Source organism: Cellulosilyticum sp. ST5, assembly GCF_046529625.1.
Classification (GTDB): Bacteria; Bacillota; Clostridia; order Lachnospirales; family Cellulosilyticaceae; genus Cellulosilyticum; species Cellulosilyticum lentocellum.
On record NZ_CP132338.1, the window covers coordinates 972028 to 985047 of the forward strand.

The 13020-nt window shown below is 35.1% G+C and carries 11 protein-coding genes and 1 tRNA gene; 11 read left to right on the plus strand and 1 reads right to left on the minus strand.

The window, feature by feature from the left end; translation table 11 throughout:
- Window positions 1–23 precede the first annotated feature (23 nt).
- The 4 genes from QTL86_RS04805 (at window position 24) to QTL86_RS04820 (ending at window position 3825) form a co-directional block, all read left to right on the plus strand.
- Window positions 24–998: an ABC transporter substrate-binding protein gene (locus tag QTL86_RS04805; protein ID WP_410496675.1), complete on the plus strand. Its 975-nt coding sequence runs from the start codon at window positions 24–26 to the stop codon at window positions 996–998.
- Between the two features lie 110 nt (window positions 999–1108).
- A complete protein-coding gene (locus QTL86_RS04810) occupies window positions 1109–1855 on the plus strand; it encodes an ABC transporter ATP-binding protein (protein WP_410496676.1) in 747 nt (248 codons plus the stop codon).
- Complete coding sequence (locus tag QTL86_RS04815; RefSeq protein ID WP_127066936.1) at window positions 1855–2589, plus strand: ABC transporter permease; 735 nt, start codon at window positions 1855–1857, stop codon at window positions 2587–2589. The genes QTL86_RS04810 and QTL86_RS04815 overlap by 1 nt, the downstream gene beginning before the upstream one ends.
- A gap of 177 nt (window positions 2590–2766) precedes the next feature.
- The gene (locus QTL86_RS04820) at window positions 2767–3825 is read left to right on the plus strand and encodes an HD-GYP domain-containing protein (protein ID WP_410496678.1); all 1059 of its coding nucleotides are present in this window, start codon (window positions 2767–2769) and stop codon (window positions 3823–3825) included.
- A 43-nt stretch (window positions 3826–3868) separates the two neighbouring features.
- On the opposite strand, the gene QTL86_RS04825 is transcribed toward QTL86_RS04820, so the two are convergent.
- Window positions 3869–4738, minus strand: a complete 870-nt coding sequence (locus QTL86_RS04825; RefSeq protein WP_127066934.1) for an AraC family transcriptional regulator — start codon at window positions 4736–4738, stop codon at window positions 3869–3871.
- Between the two features lie 105 nt (window positions 4739–4843).
- Between QTL86_RS04825 and QTL86_RS04830 the strand changes: the two genes are divergently transcribed.
- The 7 genes from QTL86_RS04830 (at window position 4844) to QTL86_RS04860 (ending at window position 13015) form a co-directional block, all read left to right on the plus strand.
- A complete protein-coding gene (locus tag QTL86_RS04830) occupies window positions 4844–5770 on the plus strand; it encodes a glycoside hydrolase family 113 (RefSeq protein ID WP_410496679.1) in 927 nt (308 codons plus the stop codon).
- Between the two features lie 155 nt (window positions 5771–5925).
- A tRNA-Ala gene (locus QTL86_RS04835) sits at window positions 5926–5998 on the plus strand.
- Between the two features lie 95 nt (window positions 5999–6093).
- The gene (locus QTL86_RS04840) at window positions 6094–7449 is read left to right on the plus strand and encodes an MATE family efflux transporter (protein ID WP_410496680.1); all 1356 of its coding nucleotides are present in this window, start codon (window positions 6094–6096) and stop codon (window positions 7447–7449) included.
- A gap of 81 nt (window positions 7450–7530) precedes the next feature.
- Complete coding sequence (locus QTL86_RS04845; RefSeq protein WP_410496681.1) at window positions 7531–9642, plus strand: copper amine oxidase N-terminal domain-containing protein; 2112 nt, start codon at window positions 7531–7533, stop codon at window positions 9640–9642.
- Window positions 9643–9780: 138 nt separating this feature from the next.
- Window positions 9781–10737 (plus strand): peptide-methionine (R)-S-oxide reductase MsrB, encoded by a 957-nt coding sequence (msrB, locus tag QTL86_RS04850; RefSeq protein WP_013657495.1) that lies wholly within the window; start codon window positions 9781–9783, stop codon window positions 10735–10737.
- Between the two features lie 195 nt (window positions 10738–10932).
- Entirely contained in the window at window positions 10933–12234 is a 1302-nt protein-coding gene (locus tag QTL86_RS04855; RefSeq protein ID WP_410496683.1) for a protein kinase domain-containing protein, read from the plus strand.
- 73 nt (window positions 12235–12307) lie between these two features.
- On the plus strand, window positions 12308–13015 hold the full coding sequence (locus QTL86_RS04860) for a vWA domain-containing protein (RefSeq protein ID WP_013657493.1): 708 nt from the start codon (window positions 12308–12310) through the stop codon (window positions 13013–13015).
- Window positions 13016–13020: the final 5 nt, after the last annotated feature.

Sequence of the window (13020 nt, forward strand, 5' to 3'; positions counted from 1 at the left end):
TGATGAAAGGAAAGAGAATGAAGATGAAAAAGAAATTAAGTGTATTATTATGTTTCATAGTAAGTGTAGTCATGGTAGGATGTAATGCAAAAGCGCCCATTCCAGAAGCCAGTCCATCACCATCAGAAGCAGGAGCTGAAAAAGAAAGTCTTTCTTTAGGACTTATTAGTTCGATTTCAGCACTACCCATTATTATGGCAGAGGAGAAGGGGTATTTTGAGGAAGCAGGAGTAGATGTAAAGTTAGAATTTTTTAAAGCTGCTAAAGATCGTGATGCAGCGCTTCAAGCAGGCCAAATTGATGGGGTTATTTGTGATCAGATTGCCATTGCTATTTATCAAAATGCAGGGATTGATATGAAAATTACTGGCATGACAGATGGCGAGTTTGTCTTAGTAGCAGGTGCCAATAGTGGTATTAATCAAGTAGCTGATTTAGTGGGTAAAAAAGTGGCTATTTCAGAAAACACAGTCATTGAATATACATTAGACCAACTATTAGATAAATATGATGTGTCTGAAGCAGCAGTAGAAAAAGTAGCTATTCCAGCAATGCCAACAAGACTTGAAATGCTTAATAATGGAGAAATAGATGCTGCCATTATGCCAAGTCCTTTTTCTGATACAGCCATTGCAAATGGTGGTAAAATGATTGAAAAGGTAGATGTGGATAGTGGTATGTACCCTTCTGTTACAGCATTTAAGCAATCTGTTATTGATGAAAAAACAAATGCTATTAAAGCCTTTTATACAGCTTACAATAAGGGTGTCGATTACATTAATACAACAGATGTAAAAGCTTACGAAGATGTGATTATTACAACCATTGGTTATCCAGAAGAGATGCGAGGTAATATTATTGCACCTGTATTTAGAAAAAATCAATTACCTCCTTTAGAGGAAGTAGAAGATGTATTTGATTGGTGTGAAGATAAGGGACTTTTAACAATTGCGCTTGAACCAGCAGATGCAGTAAGTGACATTGGTGTTATTCAGTAATAGCAACTAGTAAAGAGGTGTTGTACTTAGTTAGTGCAATGCCTCTTTTAGTGTGATGTTTAGAGATAATCTCATGTTAAAATAAAGAATTAAAGAGAGGTGAATACAACATGATTGAGGTAAGGGATTTAGTAGTGAAATATAAAAACAATAAAATTTTTGAAAGGGCATTAGGACCGATTGATTTAACACTAGACCCAGGAGAGATTATTGCCATTATAGGTCCTTCGGGATGTGGAAAGTCTACTTTTATTAAAGCGTTAGCAGGCATAACACCTTATGAAGGAAGTCTTTTAATGAAGGGAGAAAGCTTTAATTATCAAAAGCAGCGCATTGGCTATATTCCTCAAGGTTATGGTCTTTTACCTTGGAAAACAGTATATGAAAATTGTACTTTACCATTTCGCATTAAAAAGATGAAACTGACAGAAGAAAGAAAAGCGCATCTTGAAGAAGTATTAGAGACTTTAGAGCTTAAGCAGTTAACGAAACGGTATCCAAGTGCTTTGAGTGGTGGACAGCGTCAAAGAGTAGCCCTTGCTAGAGCTTTTGCTTTTTCACCAGAATTATTATTAATGGATGAACCTTTTTCAGCTTTAGATGCCATTATGAAAGAAGAGGCAGAAGAAATCTTTTTGAAAGTTTGGAGAGTGCATCATTGTACGACTTTAATCGTAACACATAGTATCGAAGAAGCACTTTATATGGGAAATAAGATTCTTGTCATGCATCAAAATGGAACAGTAAATGCTATATGGGAAAACCCTCTTTTTGCAGATGCACATTTTAGAGAAAGAGAAGAATTTAAAGTGCTTTATCATCAAATTAAAGAACAAATTAAAAGGGGGAGAAGCTGATGAAGCAAAAGAAAGGTTTATTATTTTTACAAGGTTTCTTATTCTTTAATCTTATATGGTATTTGGGAGCCATTTGGTTAAAAACACCAGCTTTACCAGTGCCGACAAAAGTCTATGGCTATTTACCACAAATTATAGGGGGGCCTATGCTAGAACATATAGGGGCAAGTCTTCAAAGAATTTTTTGGGGGCTATTGATTTCTACGTTAATAGGCGTAATGATTGGGCTATTAATGGGTACTTCACCTGTTATTAACCGTCTTTTAAATCCGTTAATCTATTTTACTTATCCTATTCCTAAAACTGCATTACTCCCTATTCTAATGATTTTGTTTGGTTTAGGAGATCATTCAAAGATTACGCTTATTGTGCTGATTACAGTTTTTCAGGTCATTGTAGCAGTAAGAGGGAGTGTTCAGCAGATTGATGCAGGCCTTTATCATAGCATGAGAAGTTTAGGAGCGAGTAAAGGGCAAATGTTTTACCATGTCACTTTACCAGCAGTACTTCCTGATATTTTAACGCATCTTAGGTTATCAGTAGGGACTACTTTATCTGTTTTATTTTTTGCTGAAAACTACGGAACACAGCATGGGTTAGGTTATTATATCCAAGATAGTTGGAGTCGAATGAATTATTTAGCTATGTATGGTGGTATCTTAATATTAGGTTTATTAGGATTTATGCTATTTATTATGATTGATGGGGTAGAACAATGGTGGTGCAAAAAATAAAATGATGTATTTTAATAATTGATTAGCTAAAAACGACCAATTAAGCTAAAAAATGACCGTTTATGCCTAAAAGCTTGAAAAGTTCATATTAGAAATGGTATTTTAATAAAGAGGTAGATTAAAAAAAATCATAAGTGACTAAATAATTATAAGAAAAAATGAAACTGGGGAGACGATATGAGCACAAGAATAGGTATTGAACAAATACAGGTGGGGATGGTTATAGATAAACCTATTTATAAACATAATGGTGTTTTACTTATTCCAAGACAAACTACGATAACACCAAGGGTTCAGCAATTACTAAAAGAGTATTTAGTAGAGTATATAGATATTGAAGAAAAAGCAGCGATGCCTATAGCAACCTCGACTGAAGCTATTAAAGAGACGGAAGCCTTTAAAGTATTCGATCAAGGGATGTTAGCTACTACAGAAAATCTAAAAAGCACACTATCTCATGTAGCTCATACAGACGAAGCACTTGATGTACAAACATTAGTTGCAGAAGTTGATAACTTGTTTAAAAAAGCAGATAATAATATCCAGTTATTGGATATGATGTATTGTATGCGCAGTTATGATGATTTAACCTATACACATAGTGTCAATGTGGCATTAATGTGTCATATTATGGGAAGATGGTTAGGATTAAGTGAAGAGGATATGCAAGTTTTGAGCTTATGCGGGCTATTACATGATGTTGGTAAGGTGGATATTCCGCAAGAAATAATTACAAAACCTGGAAGGCTTACAAAAGAAGAATTTGATGTGATTAAAGAGCATCCTGTAAAAGGCTATAAGATATTAGAAAAGCAAGCTATTGACGAACGTATTAAAGCAGCAGCCTGTATGCATCATGAGAAATGTGATGGGACAGGATATCCTAAAGGATTAAAAGGTGAACAAATCGATGATTTTGCAAAGATTGTAACCATTATAGATGTATACGATGCAATGACAGCTAATCGTATTTATAGAAAAGGAATGTGTCCATTTAAAGTTGTAGAAGCACTTATAGATGAAGGATTTGAAAAATATGATCCCAAATATTTACTTTTATTTCTAGAGCGTATAACTGAAACCTATATTAATAAACCTGTTAGATTAAGTAATGGGCAAGAGGGTAACATTGTAATGATTAATAAAAATGATTTATCACATCCTATTATTCAAATAGGAAATGAGTATATCAATTTATCTATCCATAAACAGATTACTATAGAAGCCATTTTATAAGATTTGTATAAAATAAGCAGACTTAAAATGAAGTCTGCTTATTTTATATGCCATTCATACGAAATTGTTTTGGCGTAACACCTTTATACTTTTTGAAAGTCTTAATCAGGTGGCTACAATCAGAAAAGCCAGTTTCTTGGCTAATAAAGGCTAAGTCGAAATCAGTGAAACGTAATAAGTCCTCTGCTTTACAAACACGAATAAAGGCTATGTATTCTTTACAAGATTGTCCATAGAGTACTTTAAATTGTTTAGCAAAATGAGAATAGCTCATATGACATTGTTTAGCTAGGTCTTCCACTTTTAAAGGTTCACTAGAGTGAGCGTCAATATATTCAGTAATGGTATCAATAGAGTCATAGGTATTGTTTTTGGTAAGGACAAGGTCTGTATTAAAGTCATTCTTGCGCCAAAAACGTGCAATGGCAATCAGTAAAGAAGTAAGCTTTGCATAAATAAGTAAATCATAACCAAAGTCTTTAGTCTGAGTTTCATGAATGCAAGTTAGAAAAATTTCCTTCATCGGAAAGCTTTTTAACTGTTCAGCAGAAAAGAAGACACAAGTATGAACATCTGTTTTAGCAGCTTGAAAAATAGAAGCTAAATCTGGGCCAAAAGTAGAGGAAGGTTGAAGCTTATGAATATCGAACTTTAAAACACCATACTTTAAAGGCGAAGGTGTAGTAGCAGAAATAGCATGAATCATTTTGGGATGGAATAAAATAAGGTCACCAGATTCTAATACATAAGTATGCTGCTCACAATTAATGAGGGCAGTACCTTCTAGTATAAAAATCATTTCCATAAAGTAATGCCAGTGGGCGCGAATAGGTAAAACATCTTTAGCCGCATCAAATAAAAAAGCTTCATACCAAGTGTAACGTTTATCATTGAACTCAAATAAGTAATGCATGTTTGACTCCTAAAAATAGATTTGTACAATTTTAATATGAGATTATTATATAGTCTGCTTATCATAAAATCTATAATAAGAGAAAAGGGTAAAAGGAGACAGAAGATGGAATTTATTAAAGGTATAACATTTGCACCTTTTGCGGCTCAAGGGAGTTTTGCAAATGAGAAGGCAAAACAAAGTTTAAAAAGTTTACAAGAAAGAACAGGTGCTAATTTTATTATTTTAGTGCCTAATGGCCTTCAAGATACAGCGCAGTCAGAGGTGATTGATTTTAAGTCTAAGGCTAATGTATCAGATGAAGAATTAAGAGAGATGATTCGTTTTGCAAAATCATTGGGTCTTAAAGTGGCTTTAAAGCCTACAACCAATTGTAAAAATGGTACTTGGAGAGCACACATTAATTTCTTTGATAAAGATGTTCATTGTGAACCTAAATGGCATAATTGGTTTAAGTCTTATACAGATTTTCAGGTACATTATGCATGTATTGCACAAGAAGAAGGCTGTGAGATGATGATTGCAGGCTGTGAAATGGTCATGAGTGAGAGAAGAGCAGACGAGTGGCGTAAGCTTATTGATGACATTAAGCAGGTTTATCATGGCCTTGTATCCTATAACACGGATAAATATCAAGAAGATAACGTGACTTGGTGGGATGCAGTAGATGTTATCTCTTCTAGTGGGTACTACCCTCTTGAAGATTGGGAAAAGGAATTAGATCGTATTGAAAAGGTAGTAAAACATTTCCAAAAACCATTTTTCTTTGCAGAAGCAGGTTGTATGTCTACGGCTCATTCTTCAGAAGTCCCTAATGATTGGGGAAAAACAGGAGAAGTAGCTTTAGAAGAACAAGCAGCTTGGTATGAAGCTATGTTTAAAGCTTGCTCAAAACGCTCTTGGGTATCTGGTTTTGCTATGTGGGATTGGCCATGGAAGCAATATGATTTAAAAGAAGCAGCAAAAGACAAAGGCTATGCGTTATATGGAAAACCAGCTGAACAGGTTATAAAAAAATATTATAGTCGTTAGTAAGTACTAGACATAAAAGAAAGTTGTACATAAGGACAGAAAGCATAAAATCATGCTTTCTGTCCAACTTATTACAGAAAAAATGGCTTGTAAGATAAATAGAAAAATAAGATTGAATAGCCTAGAAAAATAAGGTAAAATAAAGCTAATATTAAGGGGGTGTAGCTCATCTGGGAGAGCGCTTGAATGGCATTCAAGAGGTAAGGGGTTCAAGTCCCCTCATCTCCATTAATAAAAACATCTACAGGCTCTATTTAGAGGGTTACTTCTAGATAGAGTGTTTTTATTGTGTGACGTATCAAATACATATAGGAGAATATGATATGAAAGACTTAACAAAAGGAAATCCAGGAAAGCTTATCTTACAGTTTGCTATTCCTATTTTTATTGGTAATTTAGTGCAGCTTTTTTATAGTTTGGTAGATATAAGAATTGTAGGAGAGATTTTAGGAGAACAAGCATTAGCGGCAGTGGGTGCTACCAGTACACTTAATAATTTAATCATTGGCTTTTTAATTGGTCTAACCAATGGATTTGCTATTATTGTAGCAAGAGATTTTGGAGCAGGAGATTTTGAGGCACTTAGAAAAAGCGTAGCAGGTACATTAAGTTTAGGGATGATCACCGCTATTATTTTAACCATAGTTAGTGTAGGTTTATTGGAACCCATTTTAAGATTGCTTAATATGAAAGATGAACTCATGTTACAAGGTATTCTTTACATAAGAGTTATTTTATTAGGAATGATGGCTGCCATGCTTTATAATGTTTGTGCCAGTGTACTTCGTGCTATAGGCGATGCCATTACACCACTTTATTTTCTTGTGTTATCTGCATTAATGAATATAGGGCTTGACTACTTGTTAGTAGGGCCTATGAATCAAGGCGTGGCAGGAGCAGCTTATGCTACGGTTATTTCACAGAGTATAGCTGCCATCTTATGTTTTATTTATATAGTGAAACGCTATCCAATGCTTCATTTAAGGTGGAGTGATTTTAGGCCTCAAAAATCACGTATGGTACTATTATTAAAATCGGGATTATCCATGGGGATGATGCAGTCTTTAGTTTCACTTGGAACCGTAGCCCTGCAAAGTGCTATTAATACTTTCAGTACCAATATCATTGTAGCTCATACGGGTGCCCGTAAAATTACAGAAATGTTAATGTTGCCTTTTAGTGTGTTAGGCATGACTATAGCAACCTATTGTGGGCAAAATAGAGGGGCAGGAGAAATCCAGCGTATCAAAATAGGTATAAAACAGGTTATTTTAGCAGCATGGGGCTGGTGTGTGGTGGTTATTATCATCAGCTATACTTTATCGCCTTTACTGATTCAAATGGTAACAGCAAGTAAAGAAGTTGAGGTGATAGAAACAGCCACTCTTTACTTGCGAGTAGATACATTACTTTATTTTGTAACTGCTATGATTGCAGTTTTTCGAAATGCACTTCAAGGGTTAGGAGATCATACAACACCTATTTTCTCAAGTTTTATTGAACTTATCGGAAAAGTACTTGTTGTTATTTTGCTAGTACCTTCTCTAGGCTATATGGGTATTATTGTAGCTGAACCTATTGTATGGGTATTAATGGTAATCCCTCTAATTATTCAATTAGTCAGACATCCTTTATTTAAAGAAAACGTTAACCTTAAAGAAAATAGTAAAATAATGTAAATTAAAAGAGCCTTGTTGCAAGGCTCTTTTTTAATTTTTATAATAAAAGAGATAGATATAGGGGCTAAAAGGAGTAGTCTAATGAACAAGAAACAAAAATTAGCGTATTGCTTGATTATTATAATGATTATAAGTCTAGTACCTCATTTCTCTCGTGGGGCTTCTTGGAACCGTATTAATAAGGTCATAACGGTTATGGAGCAGGAAGTTATTTCTGCAGAAGATGCGCCAGAATTGATTATTGACTTAGTAGATGAGTTAGAAGTAGGCGATTTATTTTATTTACAACTTTCAGGAGCTAAATGGTTAGATGAGCCATACATAAGTACGTTAATAGGTGCAGCATCAGAAGCATCGCTAGAAACAAAATTGATAGGTAGTATGTTGCAGATTAAGATTCAAGGAGCCAGGCTAGAAAGAGGAACAAGTATACGAATTCCTATGGCCCTTCAAATGGTGGATGAAATAAGTTTTGTAGAAATTATAAGTAATAATACAGCTGTGACATCAGGGAGATATCATGTTGCAACAGCTATGAATTATAGAGGAAAAGTGAGTACTCATCAAATACCAACAGCAGTAAAAGAAGGTGAAATGGCAGATCTATGGATTGAAGAGCCTTTTTCTAAAGCCTTTTCAAAGGCAATGAATCAAGGGAAACAAGGGGTTATTGAACTTCAGTTAAGTCATCAAGGTTTTTCATTTGATATAAATACGAGTACACCTCAGCTTATAGGAATAAAGGGCTTCGAGGGGATTAATAGTGGAGCTGATGCCATTAAGCAGATAGACGGACAGACTCTAGAAGTCCTTTTACCCGATATAAGCCAGGCTAAATATACAGGAGGTTTCATTTTATCAGGTATTAAGATTATAGAAGAAAATCATAATAACTTTCAAGGAAAGCTAGCAGTAAAAGCTAAAGGAGACCTTATTCAAGAAGCTACTGTAGATGTACTAGAGATAATGGATTACACAGTTGACTTAGAAGTGAAGAGTAAAAAGGTATACTCCGGAACAAAGCAAGAAGTTCAGTTTGCTTTAGTAGAAAAAGTAGCAGATTCTTTGGTGAAAGAGAGAGTAACTTATTTTGAATTTGGAAATGGTGTGAGTTTAGAAACGAATACTCAAGGCAAGGTAGAAGTGACTATGAATGGAGAGGTAATGGTATGCGAACCTATAAAAAAAGGAAACCTAGTTATAGGTTTTGAAGTACAGCAATTACCAAAGGAAGCGAGTCGTTATGATTTTCAGGTGACATTAATGATACCTCATGGCACACAAGGAAATATCGAACTTGTAGTAGAAGGAAGATCGCTTATAAAAACACTAACAGCCAAGGTATTAGCAGTTAACACACCTTTTCAGGTAGAAGTAGAACCTTTTGAGGTTCGTATAGGCTTTAAAGATCAGGTGGGTGGTAAAATTGAAATCCAAGAATTAGCGCCGGAAGAAATAGCTCAAGGTAAAACTATTATATTACAGTTTGAAGAAAGTAGGATGAAATTTACAAAGCTACCACAAATCACGGTAACAGAAGGAGATATACGTTTAGGAACGCCGGTATGGCAATCTAATAGACTAGAGATACCTATTGTTAGACGATCCAATGAGGCTTCTATTATTACAATAAGTCACTTTACCTTAACAGCAGACCAAACCATTGCTTCAGGAAATTATAAGTTACAAATAGGGGGAACTGGTTTTTCTGAATTAGCCACAGATCAAAGCCTAGATGCTATTTGGCAAGGAGATTTTCTTAAAGTAGCAGAGGAAAATGAAGTTATACCTACACCACCGCCAGTCATGGTAACACCTATAAAATTTACTATTGGTAAGAGTCATTATACAATAGGAAGTACTAATAAATCTATGGATGCCACACCCTATATCTCTAATGGTAGAACTATGCTACCTATCAAGTATGTAGCGGATGCGATAGGTATTGGAGGAGAGTGCATTTTATGGCATCCTACTACTAAAACAGTAACTATTAAAGCTAACCAAACCATTACATTACAGCTAGGAAGCAAAATAATGAAAATAGATGGTAAGACTTATACCATGTCAGCCCCTCCAGAAGCTAAAAATGGACGTACTTTTGTACCCGTTGCAGAGATTACACGGGCTTTAGCTATACAAACAGTGTGGGAAAGTAGTACAAAATCCGTTATTTTTTATATTTATGATTAAGTCTTTTTTTATTTTAAACAAAGGTATAAAATAAAAAGTAGCAATATCATAATTTTTAGTTGAATATAAATAAGATTGTATGACATGGTATCCTGATAATATAACGAGGTTATACTACGTATAGAAAGAGGTGATGGTATGAATCATAATGCAAAAGCCACCTTTGCAGGTGGATGTTTTTGGTGTATGGTAAAGCCTTTTGATGAATGGCCTGGGATAAAAGCCATCCAAGTAGGGTATACAGGAGGACATCAACCTCATCCTACTTATGAAGAAGTATGCTCTAAACAAACGGGGCATGTTGAGGCTGTAGAAATTATTTATGATGAAGAGAAGATAAGCTATGAGGAATTACTAGAAATCTTTTTTAGAAGCATTGACCCTACTGATCCAGACGGACAATTTGGAGATAGAGGAGAGACGTATCATACAGCTATTTTTTACCATGATGAAATGCAAAAAGCTTTGGCACAAAGCTATATTGATAAGCTAGAAGCTAGTGGTTGGTTTAATAAGCCTATTGCAGTGCCTATCAAGCCGGCTATGGCTTTTTATCCTGCGGAAGAGGAGCATCAAGATTATTATAAGAAGAATCCTTTTAGATATGGACTTTATTATAAGGGATCAGGTAGGAAGCGTTTTCTTGAAGAAAATAATTATCGTCCTTCTTTAAGTAAGGAGGAGCTACGAAAGCAATTATCCACTATCCAGTATCAGGTGACACAAGAGCAAGGCACTGAGCCACCTTTTCAAAATGAATACTTTAATCATTTCGAAGAAGGAATTTATGTAGATGTAGTAAGTGGAAAGCCTTTATTTAGTTCAAAAGATAAATTTGACTCAGGTTGTGGCTGGCCTGCCTTTGCAAAGCCCATCATAGAAAGTGCGGTATATGATAAAGGGGATACGAGTCATGGCATGAACAGAATAGAAGTAAGGAGTACTTCAGCTAACTCTCATTTAGGACATGTGTTTGAAGATGGTCCTGTAGAATTAGGTGGATTACGTTATTGTATTAATTCTGCAGCACTACGCTTTATTCCAAAGTCTAAAATGGATGAGGAAGGCTACGGTAACTATAAGGATTTACTATAATTTAAAGCGGATAATGGAATATAGAGAGTAAGAAAGAAGGGATTTTAACGATGAATCAATGGTTAAAATCCCTTCTTTCTATATCTAAATAAAATAATTAAAAAGTAAAATTATTTACATTATTTATTAATAAATTGTAAAAAATAAAATGATTATAGTATAATGTAGTAAAAATGAGAAATAGGGGGAAGGATAGTGACCTTATCTATGCTACAAGAAGGGAAAGTAATGACTTCTACCTTGGGCATTTCCTATCGTATCTTAAAGTTATTAGGAAGTGGAGGACAAGGAGAAGTTTATGAGGTGACGGCTGGAAATAAGCATTATGCTTTAAAGTGGTATCATCCTCATATGGCCACACCTAAGCAGGAAGAGACGCTAGTACGTCTTGTACATAATGGTAAACCGGATGAACGTTTTTTATGGCCCATGGATTTTATTAAAACAAGTGAGACCTTTGGTTATATTATGGCGTTAAGGCCTAATGTTTATAAAAGTATTGTTGATTTAATGAAACGTAAAGCTGAACCTACTTTTAAAGCATTATGTAGGGCAGGATATGAGCTAGCTGATTGTTTTCAAAAGCTACATTCCTTAGGGTATAGCTACTGTGATATTTCTTTTGGAAATGCTTTTATAAGACCAGATACAGGGGAGGTATTAGTATGTGACAATGATAATGTTGTGATTAATGGTGCCAGTGCAGATAGTGTACAGGGGACTTTAGGGTTTATGGCACCAGAGATTGTAAGAGGTGAAAAAGGGCCTACGACAGAAACAGATTTATTTTCATTAGCTGTTTTGTTATTTTATATGTTTATGTTACATCACCCTTTAGAAGGTGCAACAGAAGCTAGTATTAAATGTTTAGATATAAGAGCTAAGGAAGTACTTTATGGGCAAAAACCAGTTTTTATCTGGGATCCTACAGATTTATCTAATAGGCCTATTGCAGGTTACCAAGATAATGCCATTATTTATTGGCGCTTATATCCTGATTTTATTAAAGACCTTTTTATAGTGGCTTTTACAGAAGGAATACATACGCCAAGTAAACGAATCGTAGAGAATCAGTGGAAACGTGGGTTTAAGCGTTTAGAAGACAGCATTGTTCACTGCCTTCATTGTGGCGCTGAAAATTTTTATGAAGACAAAAGCCATTTAGGAGTGAGCCCTATTTGTTGGTGTTGTGATCAAATAGTAGAAGCAGGTGCTGTATTACTTTTAGGACAAAGAGCTATTGTATTAAACCCTGAAACGATTATTTATGCACACCATTTTTATCAGGATTTTGACTTTGATACGGAAATAGCGAGAGTAATTAGGCATCCACAGGATCCTAATAAATGGGGTGTTCAAAATAGAAGTACTAAAAGCTGGCAGGTAACGACTTTAGAGGGTAGTAGCAGAGTCGTAGCACCAGGTAAAAGTATGACACTATTAACAGGGACGGTTATTGATTTCGGTATAAGCAATACATTAGGTTTTATCAAATAAAAGTATGTCAAAATAGATTAAGAAATAAGGGAGAGGAGGATTTAGTGAAAGTTATTTCACTAAAAAGGAGAATATGATAGAAGGTTTAAAAAGACCAGGTGGAGAAATGGCAGCTAGGCCATTACATTTTATATGGTTAGTCGATTGCTCTGGCTCTATGATGGGAGAAAAAATACAATCACTTAATTATGCGATTAAACAAACTATTCCTGATATGAGAGCTGCCGCTGAGGAGAATCCGAATGCTCAGCTTTATATAAGAGCCATTACCTTTTCAGAAGGTGCTAAGTGGCATATTGCATCACCCACACCAGTACAAGATTTTGAGTGGATAGATGTAGAGGCAGGAGGATTAACAGATTTAGGTAAAGCATTAGAATTAGTAGCTGGTCAATTAGAAATGCCACCTATGCCGGAGCGTGCATTACCACCAGTACTTGTATTACTATCAGATGGACAGCCTACAGATACTTATGAAGCAGCTCTTAATCAACTTTTAAGTTTACCTTGGGGAAAGAAAGCTGTGAAATTAGCCATTGCCATTGGTAATGATGCAGATAAAGAAGTACTTGCACGTTTTGTAGATCAACCAGAAATGCCCGTTTTAGAAGCTAATAATCCAAGTGCATTAATCAAATACATTAAGTGGGCATCTACCGTGACGAAACAAGTTTCTAGTCCTCATAGTCAGATAGCTAAAAATACTTTTGCTACAAGTATGCCTATAGATTTAGCTACCTTACCTACAGTAACTACTGATGATGCTTTAGATGTTTGGTAGAGCCT